The organism is Pseudomonas sp. H9, assembly GCF_004353925.1.
GTDB lineage: Bacteria > Pseudomonadota > Gammaproteobacteria > Pseudomonadales > Pseudomonadaceae > Aquipseudomonas.
On sequence record NZ_SMOK01000020.1, the window covers coordinates 49,431 to 68,265 of the forward strand.

Genomic DNA, 18,835 nt, shown 5'->3' on the forward strand with positions numbered 1-18,835 from the left:
GTATCCTCGACACAGAATTTTTACCCAAGGCCCAGACCCAAGGCCCAGACCCAAGGAGCTGCACGCTGTGTTCAAACATGTCGATGCCTACGCCGGCGACCCGATTCTCTCCCTGATGGAGACCTTCAAGGCCGATCCACGTGCCAACAAGGTCAACCTGAGTATTGGTCTGTATTACGATGCTGCGGGTGTGGTACCGCAACTGGCGGCGGTCGGTGAAGCGGAAAAACGCATGGCCGATCAACCCCATGAGGCGTCTCTGTACCTGCCAATGGAAGGCCTGAGCAGCTACCGTCAAGCGATCCAGGCGCTGCTGTTCGGCGCTGACCATCCGGCGGTGCAGGGCGGTCGTGTTGCTACTGTGCAGACAGTGGGCGGCTCGGGTGCGCTGAAAGTCGGCGCTGACTTCCTCAAGCGCTACTTCCCAGACTCGCAGGTGTGGGTCAGCAATCCGACCTGGGACAACCACCGTGCGATCTTTGAAGGCGCAGGGTTCAAGGTCAATACCTACCCGTACTTCGACCAGCATACTCGCGGCGTGGACTTCGACGGCATGCTGGCAGCGCTGCAGGGCTTGCCGGCGAACAGCATCGTGCTGTTGCACCCGTGCTGCCATAACCCCACCGGTGTCGACCTGAGCCAGGCGCAGTGGCAACAAGTCATCGAAGTGGTCAAAGCGCGCAGCCTGATCCCGTTCCTGGACATCGCCTACCAAGGCTTTGGTGAGGGGCTGGTTGAAGACGCCTACGCCATTCGTGAAGTGGCCCGTGCCGGCGTGCCGTGCCTGGTGAGCAACTCGTTCTCGAAGATCTTCTCGCTGTATGGCGAGCGCGTTGGCGGGCTGTCGGTGGTCTGCGACGATGCCGATACCGCGCAAAGCGTGCTGGGTCAGCTCAAGGCCACGGTTCGCCGTAACTACTCCAGCCCACCCAATTTCGGTGCGCAACTGGTCGCGGCAGTGCTCGGTGATGCGGCGCTGAACGCCCAGTGGGCGGCTGAAGTTGAACAGATGCGCTTGCGTATCCTTGAGATGCGTCAGGGCCTGGTCGATGCCCTGGCCGTGTTGTTGCCAGGCAAAGACTTCCAGTTCTTCCTGAGCCAGCGTGGGATGTTCAGCTACACCGGCCTGAGCGTGGAGCAGGTGCGTCGCCTGCGTGACGAGTTTGGTGTGTACCTGATCGACAGCGGCCGGGTGTGCATGTCTGGCCTGCGTCCGGACAACCTGCAGCAAGTGGCTGAGGCGATTGCTGCGGTCCAGTAATTGACTGTAAGGCGCTTTCGCGGGGCAAGCCCGCTCCTACAGGTGCAACCTTGTGGGAGCGGGCTTGCCCCGCGATGCTTTTATAAAGGTGCAACCCCTCCGTCGGTCAAGGCTTTGCAAGTGCAACCAATCGGCGCACAATCGCGACCCTCTTTGTACGGTTGAGGGGTGGCGATACGTCTGTTTCGCTGCTCTCAGCCCTGTTGCAGTCTTGCGAGTGGAGTTGCACCCGGATGAATGAGCAGGCCCCAAGCGTTGAACAACGCTTTGAATCGACCCCAGCCGCCCTCGGCAGCTGGTCCCGTCAGGACACTACCTGGATGCTGGGCCTGTTTGGCACGGCCATCGGCGCCGGAACCCTGTTCCTGCCGATCAATGCCGGTTTAGGTGGCTTCTGGCCGTTGCTGATCCTGGCCTTGCTGGCCTTCCCGATGACCTACTACGCCCACCGCGGGCTTACCCGTTTCGTGTTGTCCGGGCGCGACGGCGGCGACATCACCGATGTGGTTGAAGAGCACTTCGGCCTGAGCGCCGGCTCATTGATCACTTTGCTGTACTTCTTTGCCATTTTCCCGATTCTGCTGATCTATAGCGTGGCTCTGACCAACACGGTCGGCAGCTTCATGGAGCACCAACTGCACATCGAGCCGCCACCGCGCGCCGTGCTGTCGTTCGTGTTGATTCTCGGCCTGCTGGCCATCGTTCGCTGCGGCGAGCAGGCCACCGTCAAGGTCATGAGCCTGCTGGTGTACCCGTTCATCGTCGCCCTGGCGTTCCTGGCCGTGTTCCTGATTCCACACTGGAGCGGCGGCATCCTCAGCACCGCCACTGAAGTGCCGCCAGCCTCGGCGTTCCTTCACACCTTGTGGTTGGCGATTCCGGTGATGGTGTTCTCGTTCAACCACTCGCCGATCATTTCCGCCTTTGCCGTTGACCAGAAGCGCCGCTATGGCGTGCATGCCGACGAGCGCAGCGGGCAGATTCTCTGCCGCGCCCACCTGCTGATGGTGGCGATGGTGATGTTCTTCGTGTTCAGTTGCGTACTGACCCTGACCCCGGCGCAGCTGGCCGAAGCCAAGGCGCAGAACCTGTCGATCCTGTCGTACCTGGCGAACCATTTCAGCAACCCGACCATCGCTTTTGCTGCTCCGGTGATCGCGTTCATCGCCATCGCCAAGTCGTTCCTGGGCCACTACATCGGCGCCAGCGAAGGCCTCAAGGGGTTGATCCTGAAAACCGGCAAACGCCCGGGCGCCAAAGCCCTGGACCGCATGACCGCAGCGTTCATGCTGGTGATCTGCTGGATCGTCGCCACCCTCAACCCAAGCATCCTGGGCATGATCGAAACCCTCGGCGGTCCGGTGATTGCGGCCATCCTGTTCCTGATGCCGATGTATGCCATTCGCAAAGTGCCAGCGATGCGTAAATACAGCGGGCAGATGTCCAACGTGTTTGTGGTGGCTGTCGGCTTGGTGGCTATCTCGGCCCTGGTCTATTCGCTGCTGAGCTGATCGCTGTAAACACCACCCGAAAGCAGGATTGTCTGCTTTCGGGTGGTGAGATTGTCCACAAAAAATGTCTGGCAATACAACAATTTGTGCTTCCCCCATAGGTGGACGGGCACTTTCATGCTTAACTCTGGTCCTTAACTCACTCACCCCCGCATAAGGACTCAGCTCATGGCTCAAGTGACTCTCAAAGGCAACCCGGTTCAGGTCAACGGCGAACTGCCGAAGGTCGGTGCTAAGGCGCCAGCGTTCTCTCTGGTTGGTGCAGGCCTGGCTGACGTGACCCTGGCGAGCCTCGCCGGCAAGCGCAAAGTGCTGAACATCTTCCCGAGCGTCGACACCCCTACCTGCGCTACCTCGGTGCGTACCTTCAACAAGAAGGCCGGCGAAGTGAGCAACACCGTGGTGCTGTGCATCTCTGCCGACCTGCCATTCGCGCAAGCACGTTTCTGCGGCGCTGAAGGCCTGGACAACGTCCAGAACCTGTCGACCCTGCGTGGCCGCGAGTTCATCGAAAACTACGGCGTTGCCATTGCCGATGGCCCACTGGCCGGTCTGACTGCCCGTGCCGTGGTGGTATTGGATGAAAACGACAAGGTGCTGCACGCCGAACTGGTTGGCGAAATCGCCGACGAGCCAAACTATGATGCAGCGCTGGCTGTACTGAAGTAAGACACCCGGTAGGAGCGGGCTTGCCCCGCGATAGCGGTTTGTCTGATCCGCCGCAATCGCGGGGCAAGCCCGCTCCCACACTGTAAGCAATTGTTGCGGCCTGGCCTTTGTCCAGGCCGTTTTTATTTATAGTTCATTGTCTTAGCAACGTAAGCTCAAGGTAAATTGCCGGTAAAGGCGCTTTGCTTATCCCGCTGCAGTGCTTATCGTTCAGCCTCCTCAAAAGAATTCTTTCCAGTCTCATGGTCGATCAACCAATGCTTTCTCGTCCCCGCTCCCCTCGTCGCTGGCTTATCGGCCTGCTGGTCCTGCTGCTGGTCGCCGGTTTGTGCTGGTGGCTGTGGCCGTCTCCGGCAGCGCACAAGGCTGGCGGTGCGCCGGGCGGAAAAGGCGGGCGGCCCGGCTTCGGGGCCTTCGCCGGGCCGGTGCCGGTACGCGTCGAGGCGGCTACGGTTGGTGACTTCCCGGTCTACCTCAAGGCACTGGGCACAGTGACGGCGACCAACACCGTAAATGTCCGCAGCCGGGTAGGGGGTGAGCTGGTCAAGGTCAACTTCCAGGAAGGGCAGAAGGTCAAGGCCGGTGATCTGCTCGCCGAGATCGACCCGCGCAGTTACCAGATTGCTCTGCAGCAGGCCGAAGGCACCCTGGCGCAGAACCTGGCGCAACTGAAGAACGCCCAGATCGACCTGGAGCGCTATAAAGGCCTGTATGCCGAAGACAGTATCGCCAAGCAGACCCTCGACACCCAGGTGGCACTGGTCGGCCAGTACCAAGGCACCATCAAGACCAACCAGGCTGCGGTCGGCGATGCCAAGCTAAACCTCGACTTCACCCGTATCCGCGCGCCGATCACCGGTCGTCTAGGCCTGCGTCAGCTGGATGTTGGCAACCTGGTGGCGGCCAACGACACCACTGCGCTGGTAGTGATTACCCAGACCCAGCCGATCACGGTGGCCTTTACCTTGCCCGAGTCCGAGCTCAATACCGTGCTGGCGCGCTACCGCAGCGGTGCCAAATTGCCGGTCGAAGCCTGGGATCGCGGTGACCTCAAGCAACAAGCTGTTGGTGTGTTGCGCAGCCTCGATAACCAGATCGACACCACCACCGGCACCCTGAAATTCAAGGCGTACTTCGAAAACCAGGACGAAGCGCTGTTCCCCAACCAGTTCGTCAACGTGCGGTTGCTGGCCGATACCTTGAAAAATGTGGTGCTGGCGCCGTCGGCGGCCATCCAGTTCGGCACCGATGGTTCGTTTGTCTATGTGATGGAAGGCGACAACAAGGTCCGTATCCGCAAACTGACCCTGGGCGCCAGCGATGGCGACCTCACGGTGGTCACCGCAGGCCTGGCCAAGGGCGAGCGTGTAGTGCTCGAAGGCACCGACCGCCTGCGCGACGGCAGTGACGTGGAAGTGGTCAACGACAGCTCGCAAGTTCCGGCTACGCCTGGCCAGCACCTGCAAGGTCAGGACAACAAAGACGCTGCTGCTACTTCGGACCGCAAGGACAAGGTCGGCGCATGAACCTCTCGCGGCTGTTCATCCTGCGCCCGGTGGCGACCACCCTGAGCATGCTGGCCATTGTGCTTGCCGGTTTGATTGCTTATTCCTTGCTGCCTGTGGCGGCGTTGCCTCAGGTAGATTACCCGACCATCCGTGTCATGACCCTGTATCCGGGCGCCAGCCCGCAGGTGATGACCAGCGCCGTCACCGCACCGCTGGAGCGCCAGTTCGGGCAGATGCCAGGTTTGACCCAAATGGCTTCGACCAGCTCTGGCGGCGCTTCGGTGCTGACCTTGCGTTTCAGCCTGGACATGAACATGGACGTTGCCGAGCAGCAGGTACAGGCCGCGATCAACGCCGCCAGCAACCTGTTGCCCAGCGATTTGCCTGCACCACCGGTGTACAACAAGGTCAACCCGGCCGATACCCCGGTGCTGACCCTGGCGATTTCCTCGAAGGCCATGCCATTGCCCAAGCTCAACGACCTGGTCGATACGCGCGTGGCGCAAAAGATTGCCCAGATCAGTGGCGTGGGCATGGTCAGCATTGCCGGTGGCCAGCGCCAGGCAGTGCGGATCAAGGTCAACCCTGATGCGCTGGCCGCCGCCGGGCTTAACCTGGCCGATGTCCGTACCCTGATCGGTGCCTCCAACGTCAACCAGCCCAAAGGCAACTTCGATGGCCCGATCCGGGTGTCGATGCTCGATGCCAACGACCAGCTGCGCTCTCCGGAGGAATACGCCAACCTGATTCTCGCCTACAACAACGGCGCGCCGCTGCGCCTCAAAGACGTGGCCGAGATTGTCGATGGTGCCGAGAACGAGCGTCTGGCGGCCTGGGCCAACCAGAACCAGGCGGTGCTACTGAATATTCAGCGTCAGCCCGGTGCCAACGTCATCGAAGTGGTTGACCGTATCAAGACCCTGCTGCCGTCGATTACCGACAACCTGCCGGCCGGCCTTGATGTCAGCGTGCTCACTGACCGCACGCAAACCATCCGCGCCTCGGTCAAGGATGTGCAGCACGAGCTGCTGCTGGCTATTGCCCTGGTGGTGATGGTGACCTTCGTGTTCCTGCGCCGCCTGAGCGCAACGATCATTCCGTCAGTGGCTGTGCCGCTGTCGTTGATCGGCACCTTTGCGGTGATGCACCTGGCCGGGTTCTCGATCAATAACCTGACCTTGATGGCCCTGACCATCGCCACCGGCTTTGTGGTGGACGACGCCATCGTCATGCTGGAGAACATTTCCCGACACATCGAAGAAGGCGAAACCCCGATGCAAGCGGCGCTCAAGGGCGCGCGGCAGATCGGTTTCACCCTGATCTCGCTGACCTTCTCGCTGATCGCTGTGTTGATTCCGCTGCTGTTCATGGCCGATGTCGTTGGGCGATTGTTCCGCGAATTCGCGATCACGCTGGCCGTGGCCATCCTGATTTCCCTGGTGGTGTCGCTGACCCTGACGCCGATGATGTGCGCGCGTCTGCTCAAGCGTGAACCGAAAGAACACGAACAAGGGCGTTTCTACCGCGCCAGCGGTGCCTGGATCGACGGCATGATCGCCTGGTACGGGCGTGGTTTGCAGTGGGTACTCAAACATCAGCCACTGACCTTGCTGGTGGCAGTGGCCACCCTGGGCCTGACAGTGCTGCTGTACCTGGTGGTGCCCAAGGGCTTCTTTCCGGCGCAGGACACCGGGGTGATCCAGGGCATCTCCGAAGCGCCACAGTCGGTGTCGTTCGCCGCCATGAGCGAGCGTCAGCAACAGCTCAGCGCGGTGATCCTGCAGGACCCGGCAGTGCAGAGCTTGTCGTCTTATATCGGCGTAGACGGCGACAATGCCACCCTCAACAGTGGCCGCCTGTTGATCAATCTTAAGCCCCACGGCGAGCGCGACCTGACGGCGGCGCAAGTGATTGCCCGCCTGCAGCCGCAGGTCGACAAGCTGGTGGGCATTCGCCTGTTCATGCAGCCGGTACAGGATTTGAGCATCGAAGACCGGGTCAGCCGCACCCAGTACCAGTTCAGCTTGTCGTCACCGGACGCCGAGTTGCTGGCGCAGTGGAGCGGCAAGCTGGTCGACGCCCTGCAGCAGCGCCCGGAACTGACCGATGTCGCCAGCGACTTGCAAGACAAGGGCCTGCAGGTGTTCCTGGTGATCGACCGTGATGCCGCCAGCCGCCTGGGTATCAACGTTGCCGACATCACCAACGCTCTCTACGACGCCTTTGGCCAACGGCAGATCTCGACCATCTACACCCAAGCCAGCCAATACCGGGTGGTGCTGCAGGCCGAGGCCGCATCGAACCTGGGGCCACAGGTGCTTGAGCAGATCCATGTCAAGGCCACCGATGGCGGCCAGGTGCGGCTGTCGAGCCTGGCCCGCATCGAGCAGCGCCAGGCACAACTGGCGATTGCCCATATCGGCCAGTTCCCGGCGGTGATGATGTCGTTCAACCTCGGCGAAGGCGCGTCCCTCGGTGAGGCGGTCAAGGCCATCGAGCAGGTTCAGCAGGACATCGGCATGCCGGTTGGCGTACAGACCCGCTTCCAGGGCGCGGCCGAAGCGTTCCAGGCCTCGTTGTCGAGCACCTTGCTGCTGATTCTGGCGGCGGTGGTGACCATGTACATCGTGCTGGGTGTGCTCTACGAGAGCTATATCCACCCGGTGACCATCCTTTCGACTCTGCCGTCGGCGGCGGTGGGCGCTTTGTTGGCGTTGATTCTGTCGGGTAACGATCTGGGCATGATCGCCATTATCGGCATCATTCTGCTGATCGGTATCGTCAAGAAAAACGCCATCATGATGATCGACTTCGCCCTGGAGGCCGAGCGTAACCAGGGCATGACCCCGGAAGCGGCGATCTATCAGGCCGCGTTGCTGCGTTTCCGGCCGATCCTGATGACCACCCTGGCGGCCCTTTTCGGCGCCATTCCGCTGATGCTGGCCACCGGTTCCGGGGCAGAGCTGCGTCAGCCGCTTGGTTTGGTGATGGTCGGCGGGCTGCTGGTCAGTCAGGTGCTGACGCTGTTCACCACGCCAGTGATCTATCTGTACTTCGATCGGCTCGCGCGGCGCTTTCGCCAGCCAGACCTGGCCGGAGATTCGGTATGAGCGGGCTTAGCAGCAAGCTTCAAGCTTTAAGCGGCAAGTATGTGTTCAAGCGCAGATCGGCTTGCCGCTTGCCGCTTGCAGCTTGGAGCTCCCGCCCATGAACCTTTCAGCCCCATTTATCCGCCGCCCAGTAGCCACCATGCTGCTGAGCCTGGCGATCATGTTGCTGGGCGGCGTCAGCTTCGGCCTGCTGCCGGTGGCGCCGTTGCCGCAGATCGAGTTTCCGGTGATCGTGGTCCAGGCTAACCTGCCGGGCGCCAGCCCCGAGGTGATGGCCGCGACGGTGGCCACGCCGCTGGAACGCTCGATGGGGGCTATTTCGGGGGTCACCACCCTGACCAGCAACTCCAGCCAGGGCTCGACGCGGGTAATTCTTGGTTTTGACCAAGGGCGGGACATCGACGCAGCAGCACGCGAGGTGCAGGCGGCGATCAACGCTTCACGCAACCTGCTGCCCAGCGGTATGCGCAGCATGCCGACCTACAAGAAGTTCAACCCGTCGCAAGCTCCGATCATGGTCTTGGCCTTGACCTCCAACGTGCTGCAGAAGGGCAAGCTTTATGACCTGGCCTCGACCATCCTCTCGCAAAGCCTGTCGCAGGTGCCGGGGGTCGGGGAGGTGCAGATCGGCGGCAGTTCGCTGCCGGCGGTGCGTATCGAGTTGGAACCGTACTTGCTCAACCAATACGGCGTAGCCCTGGACGATGTGCGGGAGACCATCGCCAACGCCAACCAACGTCGCCCCAAGGGTTTTATCGAAGACGCTCAGCGCAACTGGCAGGTGCAGGCCAACGATCAGTTGGAGAAGGCCAAGGACTACGAGCCGCTGGTGATCCGCTACCAGGATGGCGCAGTGTTGCGCCTGAGCCATGTGGCCAAGGTCAGCGATGCGGTGGAGAACCGCTACAACAGCGGCTTTTTCAATGACCAGGACGCGGTACTGCTGGTGATCAACCGCCAGACCGGGGCCAACATCATCGAGACGGTGAACAAGATCAAGGAGCAGTTGCCGGCCCTGGAGTCATTGATGCCGGCCAGCGTCAAACTCGAGGTGGCAATGGACCGTTCGCCGGTGATCAAGGCGACCCTCAAAGAGGCTGAACACACCCTGATCATCGCGGTGGTGCTGGTGATCCTTGTGGTGTTCCTGTTCCTCGGCAACTTGCGCGCCTCGTTGATCCCGACCCTGGCGGTGCCGGTGTCGCTGGTGGGCACCTTTGCGGCCATGTACTTATGTGGTTTCTCGCTGAATAACCTGTCGCTGATGGCGTTGATCCTTGCGACCGGTCTAGTGGTGGACGATGCCATCGTGGTGCTGGAAAACATCTCACGGCATATCGACGATGGCGTGCCGCCCATGCGTGCGGCCTACCTCGGCTCCAAGGAAGTCGGCTTCACCCTGTTGTCGATGAACCTGTCGCTGGTGGTGGTGTTTGTCTCGATTCTATTCATGGGCGGCATTGTCGGCTCGTTGTTCCGCGAGTTCTCCATCACCCTGGCGGTGGCGATCATCGTCTCGCTGGTGGTGTCGTTGACGTTGACGCCGATGCTCTGCGCGCGCTGGCTCAAGCCGCATCAGCAGGGCGAACCGACGCGCCTGCAGCGCTGGAGTGAACAGCTCAACCAGCGCATGATGGCCGGCTACGCCCGCAGTCTGGACTGGGTGATGCAGCACCGGCGCCTGACCCTGGCCAGCCTGTTGGTGACGATTGCGGTCAACATTGCCTTGTATGTGGTAGTGCCCAAGACCTTTCTGCCGCAGCAGGACACCGGCCAGTTGATGGGCTTTGTCCGCGGTGACGACGGTCTGTCGTTCCAGGTCATGCAGCCGAAAATGGAAATCTACCGCCAGGCCTTGCTCAAAGACCCTGCCGTGGAGAGTGTCGCCGGTTTTATCGGTGGCAACAGCGGTACTAACAACGCCATGGTGTTGGTGCGCCTGAAGCCGATCAGCGAGCGCAAGGTGTCGGCGCAGAAGGTCATAGAGCGGTTGCGCAAGGACATGCCCAAGGTGCCCGGCGGTCGTCTGTTCCTCATGGCCGATCAAGACCTGCAGTTCGGCGGCGGCCGCGACCAGAGCTCCTCGCAATTTCTCTACACCTTGCAGAGCAGCGAACTGTCAGCCCTGCGTGAGTGGTACCCGAAAGTGGTGGCCGCCTTCAAGGCCTTGCCCGAGCTTACGGCCATCGATGCTCGCGAAGGCGGTGGTACGCAGCAGATCACCCTGGTGGTCGACCGCGAGCAGGCCAAGCGCCTGGGTATCGACATGAGCATGGTCACCTCGGTGTTGAACAACGCCTACAGCCAGCGGCAGATCTCGACCATTTACGACAGCCTGAACCAGTATCAGGTGGTGATGGAGATCAACCCCAAATACGCCCAGGACCCGCGTAGCCTCGAGCAGATTCAGGTAATTACCGCAGACGGTGCGCGGGTGCCGCTGTCGACCTTTGCCCACTACGAAAACAGCCTGGCCGATGACCGGGTCAGCCACGAAGGCCAGTTCGCTTCGCAAGACATCAACTTCGACATTGCCGAAGGCTACAGCCAGGATCAAGCCCTGGCGGCGGTGGAGCGGGCAGTGGCGCGGGTGGGGTTGCCAGAAGACGTAATTGCCAAGCTCGGCGGCACCGGCGATGCCTTTGCCGAAAGCCAGAAAGGCCAGCCGTTCATGATTCTCGGGGCGCTGCTGGCGGTGTACCTGGTGCTGGGGATTCTCTACGAGAGTTACATTCATCCGTTGACCATCCTTTCGACGTTGCCGTCGGCCGGGGTAGGGGCGTTGCTCACGCTGTACGTGGTGGGCAGCGAATTCAGCCTGATTTCCTTGCTCGGCCTGTTTTTGCTGATCGGCGTGGTGAAAAAGAACGCCATCATGATGATCGACCTGGCATTGCAGCTGGAGCGCCACGAGCAACTGAGCCCGGAACAATCGATCCGGCGCGCCTGCCTGCTGCGTTTGCGCCCGATCCTGATGACCACCCTGGCGGCCATCCTCGGTGCCTTGCCATTGTTGCTCAGCCATGCCGAAGGCTCGGAAATGCGCCAGCCGCTGGGCCTGACCATCATTGGCGGTCTGGTTTTCAGCCAGGTGCTTACGCTTTACACCACCCCGGTGGTTTACCTCTATCTGGACCGCCTGCGCCATCGCTTCAATCACTGGCGTGGCGTGCGTACCGACGCTGCTTTGGAAACTCCGCTATGACTCGACGCCCATTCTTTTCTGACCGCACTGCGCAGCAACTGCTGGGTGCCCGCGGCTCGCGCCTGCTGGCCAGCAGCCTGTGCCTGGCGATGCTCAGTGCCTGTACGCTGAGCCCGGATTACCAGCGCCCGCAAGCGCCTGAACCGGTGGCGTTCAAGTACGCGGCAGGCTGGACCCAGGCCAATCCGTCGGACGCGCTGGCCCGTGGCGCCTGGTGGGAGCTGTATGGCGATGCACAGCTCAACGACCTGGTCGCGCAGCTCAATGCCAGCAACCAGACCGTCGCGCAATATGAAGCCCAGTACCGTCAGGCCCAGGCCTTGGTGCGTAGTGCCCGCGGCGCCTTGTTCCCCAGCGTCGACCTGCGGGCCGGGAAAACCCGCTCCAGCCAGGGCACCGGCAGTTCCAGTTCAAGCTTGAGCAACGCCAGTAGCGGTATCCGTGATACTTACAGCACCACCCTCGGGGTGAGCTGGGAGGCTGACCTCTGGGGCAAGCTGCGCGACGGCCTGGCAGCCAATCAGGCCAGTGCCGAGGCCAGCCTGGCGGACATGGCGGCGATTCGCCTGAGCCTGCAGTCGGAGCTGGTGCAGAATTACCTGCAACTGCGGGTGATGGATGAGCAGAAGCGTCTGCTTGAAGCCACGGTCGAGGCATACCAGCGCTCGTTGACCATGACCGAAAACCAGTACCGCGCCGGGGTTTCCGGTAAAGACGCAGTGGCCCAGGCGCAAACCCAGCTGAAAAGCACGCAGGCCGACCTGATCGACCTGGTCTGGCAGCGCGCGCAGTTGGAAAACGCCATTGCCGTGCTGCTGGGCAAGGCACCGGCAGACTTTGCCTTGGCCGACAGTAAAGACATTCCGGCGTTGCCTCAGGTGCCGGTGGCGTTGCCGTCGCAGTTGCTGGAGCGCCGCCCTGACATCGCCGCAGCCGAGCGCAAGGTGATGTCGGCCAACGCCAGCATCGGCGTGGCCCGGGCTGCCTATTTTCCTGACCTGACCCTGAGCATGAGCGGTGGCTATAGCAGTAGCAGTTTCAATGACTGGATCAGCCTGCCGAACCGTTTCTGGTCGGTGGGTCCACAGCTGGCCATGACCCTGTTTGACGGTGGTCAGCGTTCGGCAGAAGTTGACCGTACCGTCGCGGTGTACGACCAGACCGTAGCCCAGTACCGCCAGACGGTGCTCGATGGTTTCAAGGAAGTAGAGAATTACCTGGTGCAGCTTGACGTCTATGAGGACGAAGCCAAGGTACGCGGCGAGGCCCTGGACGCGGCGCGCGAGTCGCTGCGCCTGACCAGCAACCAGTACAAGGCGGGCCTGATTGCCTACCTTGATGTTGTCAACGTGCAGACCACTGCGCTGAGCAACGAGCGCAGCGTGCTGACGTTGCTGCAAGGGCGGTTGGTCGCCAGCGTTCAGCTGATTGCCGCACTGGGTGGTGGCTGGGATGCACCGTCTGCCTATGCTGAAGCTTTGAAGGCTGAAGAATAATTCAATAAAATCAATAGACTAGAATATTTTCTTAATGTTGCTTGTAGGTGTGATCAGCTTCTGATGCAAAACGCATTGAGTTCTCCTATAAAACATTAAATAAATCTAGTAACGCATTGATTTATATCTATTTTTATTGATTTTATTCAAGGCGCAAATAGTGGCATGGCAACGGCGTCATCATTGCTAAGTGCCACTGTAAATCTCCGTGCGTTTCGCCAAAGGTTGAGTACAATCATCGGCTTTTACGGGCCACCTCACGGCCCGGTTCCAAGGTTGTGGAAGGTCAAATGCTGATCGGTAGTTACTCCTCCTCGCTGGTGCTGATTTCGCTGTGCGTGGCCATGCTGGCTTCTTACACCGCACTCGACATGGCGGGACGTATTGCGACCGCCAAAGGACGCGCGGTGTACTTGTGGATCAGCGGCGGTGCGCTGGCGATGGGCTTCGGCGTCTGGTCGATGCATTTTATTGGCATGCTCGCCTTCAGCCTGCCGATCCCCTTGGGCTATGACCTGAGCCTGACCTTGCTCTCGTTACTGATCGCCGGCCTGTCGTCAGGTTTTGCCTTGTGGTTGGTGAGCCAGCCGAGCCTGCCCTGGATGCAACTGGGGCTGGGCGCGCTGATCATGGGCGCCGGAATCAGCAGCATGCATTACACCGGCATGGCTGCGCTGCTGATGCAGCCCGGCATCGAATACGACCCCTGGTTGTTCAGCCTGTCGTTGCTGATTGCCGTAGGTGCTTCGGCAGCAGCGTTGTGGATCGCCTTTCGCTTGCGCCGGCAAACGCTCTATGTCCGCCAGATTCGCGGGGCGGCAGCGATGGTCATGGGTGTGGCGATTGTCGGCATGCATTACACCGGCATGGCCGCCGCCAACTTTCCTGAAGGCAGCTTTTGTGGGGCGCTGGGCGCGGGCTTGAGTGGCAACAACCTGGATTACCTGGTACTGATCACCACCCTGGCAGTGTTGGCCGTGGCCTTGTTGACCTCGGTGCTCGACGCCCGCTTGGAAGCACGCACCGCAGAACTGGCGAATTCATTGACCCGGGCCAACCAGGAACTGACCCAGTTGGCCCTGCATGACACCCTGACCGGCTTGCCGAATCGCACCTTGCTCGCCGACCGCATTGATCAAGCTATTAACAAGGTGACGGAGCAGGGCGGTTGCTTTGCGCTGATGTTTATCGACCTCGACGGCTTCAAGCCGGTCAACGACGCCTTCGGCCACCACATGGGCGATCTGTTGCTCAAGGACGTGGCGGCGCGCTTGCGTGGCCATTTGCACAGTCAGGACACTCTGGCACGCATTGGTGGCGATGAATTTGTCTTGCTGGTGGAGATGCAGGACGCCGCCGACGCCCTTGGAGTGGCCGCCAAACAGGTCAACCTGATTTCCCGTACGTTCCGCGTTGCCGAGCAAAACCTGCAAATCTCGGCGAGTATCGGCATCGTCCTGTACCCCGGCAACGGCAGCGACCAGCACGAACTGCTGCGCAATGCCGATGCGGCGATGTACCACGCCAAGAGTGCTGGCAAGAACGGCTACAGCTTCTTCGACGTGTCGATGAACAGCAATGCGCGCTTGCAGTTGCAACTGCTGCAAGACCTGCGGGCGGCGCTGGAGGAACAACAGTTCTGCCTGTTCTACCAGCCCAAGTTCGATGCTCAGAACTGCCAGCCGATCGGTGCCGAGGCACTGCTGCGCTGGCAGCACCCGCAGCATGGTTTGCTGTTACCTGACCGTTTCATTGCCCTGGCCGAAAAAACCGGGCTGATCATTCCGATCGGTGAATGGGTGCTGGATGAAGCCTGCCGGCAGATGCGCGCCTGGATTGACCAAGGCTACAGCGATTGGCGCATTGCGGTGAACCTGTCGGCGATCCAGTTTTGCCACAGCGGGCTGGTCGAGAGTGTCGCCAAGGTGCTGGCACGCCACCAACTGCCGGCCAACAGCCTGACCCTGGAAATCACCGAAACCACTGCCATGCATGATGCCGACGCAAGCCTGGCGGTACTGCAACAGCTATCGGACATGGGCGTTGACCTGTCGATTGACGACTTCGGCACCGGCTATTCAAGCCTGATGTACCTCAAGCGCCTGCCTGCCAACGAACTGAAAATCGACCGTGGGTTTGTGCGCGAGCTGGAGCAAGACAGCGACGATGCGGCAATCGTCTCGGCCATCGTTGCCTTGGGTCAGGCGCTGGGCTTGCGCATCGTGGCCGAAGGGGTGGAAACCGATCGGCAACAGAACTTCCTCACCCGTCTTGGCTGTGATTCGTTGCAGGGTTATCTGCTCGGTCAACCAATGCCGGCTGAGCGCTTCATCGCTGATATCGAGCGTGCGCGCCAGGCAGAAAGCGTTAGCTGAAGTCAGCCTGCGGCGCGCAAGTTACACGACGGTTCGAAGGTATCGAGTTTAGCTTCGACGGCTTCGATAATTCGTTCGACATCGGCAGCCGCCATCAGCGTGGCACAAGGAATTCCGGCGATGGCCAGCAAGGTCTCACCGGTGGCCCGGTCGAACAAACGAGCAACCATTGTGCGCGGCGCATCCATGCTGGCTTCAAAGCCCAATGGATGAAAGTACCAGCGCATCACCTGACAGGCGTTGGGAAACGTCAGTGTGTTCATTCCGATCTCTCCATGTGGGGTGAACAACAGGGTGAGCGGAGCAAGGGGTGCGTTTAGGCCCTGAGGGCCGTCGGGAGTCCTAAACATAGCACCGCAAACGGCATTGTCGGGTCGGATCGATGACAGTTTTTCGAGGTGTTTGCCCCGTGCCCGAGCCGCAGTGGCGCCCAGCGAAACCGCGATAGGAGCGGCAAACGTTTGCCGGCGAGATTTGCTCGTGAGGGGTATTGGCCTTCTGCTATTTTTACCGCCAGTCAGCCGGGATGCTCACCTGGGATTTTTCAGACCAACGGCGCCCCAGGATCAGTCAAGGAGACCGTCATGCGTTATTCAGCGCTCACCCAACGTATCGCCGGTGACGGTGCTGCTGCCTGGGACATTCACTACCGTGCGCTTGAACTGCAGGCGCAAGGGCGAGAGGTGTTTCTGCTGTCGATCGGTGACCCGGACTTCGACACCCCGGCCCCCATCGTTGAGGCCGCGATAAACAGCCTGCGCGCAGGCAACACCCATTACTCCGATGTGCGTGGCAGCCTGGGCCTGCGTCAGGCGATTGCCCGGCATCACACCCAACACAGCGGCCAGGCGGTCGACCCGCTCGAAGTGGTGGTGCTGGCCGGCGCCCAGTGCGCGTTGTACGCCGTGGCCCAGTGCCTGTTCGATCCGGGTGACGAGGTGATCGTTGCCGAGCCGATGTACGTGACTTATGAGGCGGTGTTTGGTGCCTGTGCCGCCAAGGTTGTGCCGGTACCGGTGCGCCCCGAGCAGGGCTTTCGTATCGATCCGGCAGACATTGCCGCGCGGATCACCCCGCGCACCCGCGCGCTGCTGCTCAACAGTCCGCACAATCCCTCTGGCGCCAGCCTGTCCAGGCACACCTGGGAGTGCCTGGCGCAGCTGTGCATCGAGCATGATTTGTGGCTGATTTCCGATGAGGTCTACAGCGAGCTGCTGTACGAGGGCGAGCATTTCAGCCCGGCCAGCCTGCCAGGCATGGCCGCACGCTGCGCGACGATCAACAGCCTGTCGAAGTCGCATGCCATGTCGGGCTGGCGCGTCGGTTGGGTGATCGGCCCGCAGGCCTTGTGCGAGCATCTGAGCAACCTGGCCTTGTGCATGCTCTATGGCCTTCCTGACTTTGTGCTCGATGCCGCCCAAGTGGCGTTGGAGCACGACTTGCCTCAAGTCCGGCACATGCGCCAGACGTACCGCGAACGGCGTGACCGGGTGTGTGCCAGCCTTGCCGCTTGCCCGGGCATCAGCGTGCACAGGCCAGATGGCGGCATGTTCGTGATGGTGGATATCCGCGCCACCGGGCTAGGCGCTCAGGCGTTCGCCGAGCGCCTGCTGGAAGACTATGGGGTCTCGGTGTTGGCCGGGGATGCTTTCGGCCCCAGTGCTGCCGGGCATGTGCGCTTGGGCCTGGTGCTGGACACTGAGCGCCTGGAGCAGGCCTGTCAGCGTATTGCCCGCTGTGCAGCGCAACTGCTCGACAATCGGCCTTCAGTGGATGAGCGTGGCGGCCATGTTGATGGTGAAGCCCAGTATCGCCGTGTTGAAGACAAAACCTACCAGTGAATGGGCCAGCACTACGCGGCGCATGTCACGTCCGGCGACGCCGACATCCGAGGTTTGCACCGCCACGCTGAGGGTGTAGGAGAAGTAGTGAAAGTCCCAGTAGTCCGGGTGCCGTTCACCATCGCTGAAGCGCAGTAGCGGCTTGTCGGTGTGAGCGGTGTAGAACAGGTGGGCGTAGTGCAGGCTGAAAATCGCACCCACCAGCAACCAGGAGCCAGCAACGGTGAAGGCGGTAAAGGTCAATTGCAACGCTGTTGGCCCATTGTCCAGCTTGGCGCCCGCAGCCAATTGCAAAATCACCGCAGCCAGGCTGGCGATGGCGGCAATACTGACGGTGAACAACACCAAGCCGGCATTTTCGTCCTCGATGCTGGCGACTTTGCGGACTTTTTCTGCACTGGCGCTCAGCGTCAGCCACAGAATCAACAGCAGGTAGAGCCAGACGCCGGTGTTCCAGCCGATCAATACCTGCTCGACCCAGTCGTGTGCCGGTAGCAGGAAACCGCTCACGAGGCCGACGCAGGCGGCGATGGTCAACCGTGGGTGGCTGCGGGTCAGTCGATGAAAAGCCATGTTGCCTCGGGACGCAGGGGCCTTGAGCAACTGTAGCCTCAAGCCAGGGTGAGGGCACGCCATGAAATTGCCTGCAATCGATTCGAACCGTGCTGATGAGGTACTATCAGCAACCGTGCTGAAGACAAATGGCTTAGCAATCAATGGCCTGCTTATGATTTGAGTCATTTGCCGCGCGGCAATCAGAGTCAGAATGACAGGCTGCCGTCATTTTGCCCTCAGCTCAGCTCTACAGGATTCCCGGTTTGGCCGATTCACTGCATAACCCCTTGCTGCAATACCTGGCGCGCCTGGCGCCTTCCAGTCAGTTGACCATGAAGTACATCCTCCAGGACGCTGCTGATCGTCTGGGTTTTGAGGATTGCGACATCGTCGAGGTGCCGTGGTATCAGCTCGAACCCGGCCATGTCACTGCGCTGGTCGCCACCTTGCGCGCCGACGGCTATGCCCCCAACACCTCGTCGCTGTATGTCAATGCGGTGCGTGGGGTCATGAACGAAGCTTGGCGTCTGGGTTTGATCAGCCAGGACCAACTGCTGCGCATCCGTAGCGTCAAGCCGGCACAGGGCACACGCCTGCCCACGGGGCGCAACCTCAAACGCAGCCTGATCCGCGAGCTGATGGAGGCCTGCGCGGCCGACCCGCGGCCCCAGGGGCTTCGCGATGCGGCGGTGATTGCGTTGTTGTACGGCACCGGCATGCGCAAATCCGAGTCGGTCAATCTCGATCTGAGCCAGGTCGACTTCAGCGAGCGCAGCCTGCAAGTGCTGGGCAAAGGCAACAAGCAACTGATCAAATACGCGCCGACCTGGGCATTTGAAAAGCTCAATGCCTGGCTGGCGTTCCGTCGTGAGCACCTGCCCGAAGGCCAGGCCGATGACGACTTTCTGTTCAACCGCATCCGCCGTGGTAGCCACATCACCCGCGAGCGCATCACCAAGCACGCGATCTACTACATCGCCCGCCAGCGTGGCACCCAGGTAGGGGTAAAGATCATGCCCCACGATTTTCGCCGCTCGTTCATCACCCGCGTGATCGAAGAGCACGACCTGTCGATTGCGCAGAAGCTGGCGCATCACACCAACATTCAAACCACCGCCAACTACGACATGCGTGACGACAACGAGCGCCGTCGGGCGGTGGATCGCTACGACTACTGATTCGCCTCGGTAGGAGCGGGCTTGCCCCGCGAAGCGATGTGACTGACCGATCGCTATCGCGGGGCAAGCCCGCTCCTACCGGAGGGGGCTTCAGGCGGCGTCGAGGCCCATTTGCCAGAAGTCAGC

Annotated in this window: 12 protein-coding genes; 10 read left to right on the forward strand and 2 right to left on the reverse strand. The window is 61.0% G+C overall.

The genetic code is table 11. From position 1 onward, the window contains the following. The first annotated feature begins 67 nt into the window (after window positions 1–67). From E1573_RS16130 to E1573_RS16165, 8 genes are all read left to right on the forward strand, one after another. Window positions 68–1,261, forward strand: a complete 1,194-nt coding sequence (locus E1573_RS16130; protein WP_133215442.1) for an amino acid aminotransferase — start codon at window positions 68–70, stop codon at window positions 1,259–1,261. Window positions 1,262–1,494: 233 nt separating this feature from the next. Further along, a complete protein-coding gene (locus E1573_RS16135) occupies window positions 1,495–2,772 on the forward strand; it encodes a serine/threonine transporter (RefSeq protein WP_133215444.1) in 1,278 nt (425 codons plus the stop codon). Window positions 2,773–2,940: 168 nt separating this feature from the next. Further along, window positions 2,941–3,441, forward strand: a complete 501-nt coding sequence (tpx, locus tag E1573_RS16140) for a thiol peroxidase (RefSeq protein WP_133215446.1) — start codon at window positions 2,941–2,943, stop codon at window positions 3,439–3,441. 242 nt (window positions 3,442–3,683) lie between these two features. After that, window positions 3,684–4,967, forward strand: a complete 1,284-nt coding sequence (locus E1573_RS16145; RefSeq protein ID WP_133215448.1) for an MdtA/MuxA family multidrug efflux RND transporter periplasmic adaptor subunit — start codon at window positions 3,684–3,686, stop codon at window positions 4,965–4,967. Beyond that, a complete protein-coding gene (locus E1573_RS16150; RefSeq protein ID WP_133215450.1) occupies window positions 4,964–8,059 on the forward strand; it encodes an MdtB/MuxB family multidrug efflux RND transporter permease subunit in 3,096 nt (1,031 codons plus the stop codon). Before E1573_RS16145 ends, E1573_RS16150 begins: the two co-directional genes overlap by 4 nt. A 97-nt stretch (window positions 8,060–8,156) precedes the next feature. Continuing rightward, the gene (locus tag E1573_RS16155) at window positions 8,157–11,264 is read left to right on the forward strand and encodes an efflux RND transporter permease subunit (protein ID WP_133215452.1); all 3,108 of its coding nucleotides are present in this window, start codon (window positions 8,157–8,159) and stop codon (window positions 11,262–11,264) included. Continuing rightward, on the forward strand, window positions 11,261–12,760 hold the full coding sequence (locus tag E1573_RS16160; protein WP_133215454.1) for an efflux transporter outer membrane subunit: 1,500 nt from the start codon (window positions 11,261–11,263) through the stop codon (window positions 12,758–12,760). The genes E1573_RS16155 and E1573_RS16160 overlap by 4 nt, the downstream gene beginning before the upstream one ends. Window positions 12,761–13,050: 290 nt before the next feature. Beyond that, complete coding sequence (locus E1573_RS16165) at window positions 13,051–15,135, forward strand: bifunctional diguanylate cyclase/phosphodiesterase (RefSeq protein ID WP_133215456.1); 2,085 nt, start codon at window positions 13,051–13,053, stop codon at window positions 15,133–15,135. A 2-nt stretch (window positions 15,136–15,137) separates the two neighbouring features. On the opposite strand, the gene E1573_RS16170 is transcribed toward E1573_RS16165, so the two are convergent. Continuing rightward, entirely contained in the window at window positions 15,138–15,398 is a 261-nt protein-coding gene (locus E1573_RS16170) for a DUF1652 domain-containing protein (RefSeq protein ID WP_133215458.1), read from the reverse strand. 321 nt (window positions 15,399–15,719) lie between these two features. Between E1573_RS16170 and E1573_RS16175 the strand changes: the two genes are divergently transcribed. Further along, window positions 15,720–16,976 (forward strand): pyridoxal phosphate-dependent aminotransferase, encoded by a 1,257-nt coding sequence (locus E1573_RS16175; protein WP_133215460.1) that lies wholly within the window; start codon window positions 15,720–15,722, stop codon window positions 16,974–16,976. On the opposite strand, the gene E1573_RS16180 is transcribed toward E1573_RS16175, so the two are convergent. Next, window positions 16,902–17,549: a DUF1345 domain-containing protein gene (locus E1573_RS16180; RefSeq protein ID WP_133215462.1), complete on the reverse strand. Its 648-nt coding sequence runs from the start codon at window positions 17,547–17,549 to the stop codon at window positions 16,902–16,904. The two genes, E1573_RS16175 and E1573_RS16180, sit on opposite strands and share 75 nt — an antisense overlap. Before the next feature lie 245 nt (window positions 17,550–17,794). On the opposite strand from E1573_RS16180, the gene xerC reads away from it, so the two are divergent. After that, window positions 17,795–18,709, forward strand: a complete 915-nt coding sequence (gene xerC, locus E1573_RS16185) for a tyrosine recombinase XerC (RefSeq protein WP_133215464.1) — start codon at window positions 17,795–17,797, stop codon at window positions 18,707–18,709. Window positions 18,710–18,835 lie beyond the last annotated feature (126 nt).

Excerpts from the sequence above, each read along its gene's own strand:
- E1573_RS16175 (WP_133215460.1), top strand. The coding sequence starts at position 15,720 with ATGCGTTATTCAGCGCTCACCCAACGTATCGCCGGTGACGGTGCTGCT.
- E1573_RS16170 (WP_133215458.1), bottom strand. The coding sequence starts at position 15,398 with ATGAACACACTGACGTTTCCCAACGCCTGTCAGGTGATGCGCTGGTAC.
- E1573_RS16135 (WP_133215444.1), top strand. The coding sequence starts at position 1,495 with ATGAATGAGCAGGCCCCAAGCGTTGAACAACGCTTTGAATCGACCCCA.
- E1573_RS16165 (WP_133215456.1), top strand. The coding sequence starts at position 13,051 with ATGCTGATCGGTAGTTACTCCTCCTCGCTGGTGCTGATTTCGCTGTGC.
- E1573_RS16145 (WP_133215448.1), top strand. The coding sequence starts at position 3,684 with ATGGTCGATCAACCAATGCTTTCTCGTCCCCGCTCCCCTCGTCGCTGG.
- tpx (WP_133215446.1), top strand. The coding sequence starts at position 2,941 with ATGGCTCAAGTGACTCTCAAAGGCAACCCGGTTCAGGTCAACGGCGAA.
- E1573_RS16180 (WP_133215462.1), bottom strand. The coding sequence starts at position 17,549 with ATGGCTTTTCATCGACTGACCCGCAGCCACCCACGGTTGACCATCGCC.
- E1573_RS16160 (WP_133215454.1), top strand. The coding sequence starts at position 11,261 with ATGACTCGACGCCCATTCTTTTCTGACCGCACTGCGCAGCAACTGCTG.
- E1573_RS16150 (WP_133215450.1), top strand. The coding sequence starts at position 4,964 with ATGAACCTCTCGCGGCTGTTCATCCTGCGCCCGGTGGCGACCACCCTG.
- E1573_RS16155 (WP_133215452.1), top strand. The coding sequence starts at position 8,157 with ATGAACCTTTCAGCCCCATTTATCCGCCGCCCAGTAGCCACCATGCTG.